Below are 1,306 nucleotides of genomic sequence, written 5' to 3'. Positions count from 1 at the left end.
ACAGGTTCGGCTCGCCGAGCTTCATGAAGTCGTCTTTGGACTGCCAGTTCGGCTGGGCAATGATCCCGACGCGAAAGCCTTGAGACTCCAGCAGCCGGCCGATGATTGCCATGCCGAACGACGGGTGATCGACGTAGGCATCACCGGTGACGATGATGATGTCGCAGGAATCCCAGCCGAGCTGATCCATCTCCTCCCTGCTCATCGGCAGGAATGGCGCCGGTCCGAAACATTCGGCCCAGTATTTTGGATAGTCAAATAACGGCTTGGCTGCTTGCATGTCGATAACCGGTGTTGGCTTTCATTGAATTTCGCGGGCGCGGAATATAGCACAAATTTTGACCAATTCCGACGGCTATGGTCGGAAATTGGTGAGCGCTTTGGCACACACAACCTATGTGGCGAGGGAGCTTGCTCCCGCTCGACTGCGCAGCAGTCGCAAAACCAGCAATTGCGGTGTGCCTGAATCAATACCATCGTAGGTATTGGGGCTGCTGCGCAGCCCAGCGGGAGCAAGCTCCCTCGCCACAAAAACCTCTATAACGACTTATTCGTCATCGTCGAAGTTGTAGCTGCCCGGCGCCAGGTTCTCGAATCGCGTGTATTTGCCGATGAACGCCAGGCGGATAAAGCCGATCGGGCCGTTCCGCTGCTTGCCGATGATGATCTCGGCAATGCCTTTGTGCTCGGTTTCCGGGTGATACACCTCGTCCCGATACACGAACATGATCACGTCGGCGTCCTGCTCGATCGCTCCGGATTCACGCAAGTCGGAGTTCACCGGGCGCTTGTTCGGCCGTTGTTCCAGGGAACGGTTGAGCTGCGACAGCGCCACCACTGGGCAGTTGAATTCTTTGGCCAGCGCTTTCAGGGATCGGGAGATCTCGGAAATCTCGTTGGTCCGGTTGTCGCCGCTGGAACCCGGAATCTGCATCAGCTGCAGGTAGTCGATCATGATCAGGCCGACTTCACCGTGCTCACGCACCAGACGCCGGGTCCGGGCACGCATTTCCGACGGACTGATGCCGGCGGTATCGTCAATGAACAGCTTGCGGTCGTTGAGCAGGTTGACCGCCGAGGTCAGGCGCGGCCAGTCATCGTCTTCGAGCTGACCGGAACGCACCTTGGTCTGGTCGATACGACCGAGGGACGAAAGCATACGCATGATCAGCGATTCGCCTGGCATCTCCAGCGAGTAGACCAGAACCGCTTTTTCACTGCGCAACACGGCGTTTTCCACCAGGTTCATCGCAAAGGTGGTTTTACCCATGGACGGACGGCCGGCGACGATGATCAAGTCGGCCGG

At 57.9% G+C, this 1,306-nt stretch carries 1 protein-coding gene and 1 pseudogene; both read right to left on the bottom strand.

The window, feature by feature from the left end:
- Positions 1–280: pseudogene (locus D8V06_RS04170) on the bottom strand (YgiQ family radical SAM protein); the annotation flags it as partial.
- A gap of 267 nt (positions 281–547) precedes the next feature.
- A partial coding sequence (locus D8V06_RS04165; RefSeq protein WP_153189249.1) for a DnaB-like helicase C-terminal domain-containing protein occupies positions 548–1,306 on the bottom strand: 759 nt, incomplete at its 5' end.

It is taken from the genome of Pseudomonas sp. Sample_24 (genome assembly GCF_004307605.1).
GTDB lineage: Bacteria > Pseudomonadota > Gammaproteobacteria > Pseudomonadales > Pseudomonadaceae > Aquipseudomonas.
Note: the sequence above shows the minus strand (reverse complement) of the source record. Positions and strands in the feature narration are given on the sequence as shown.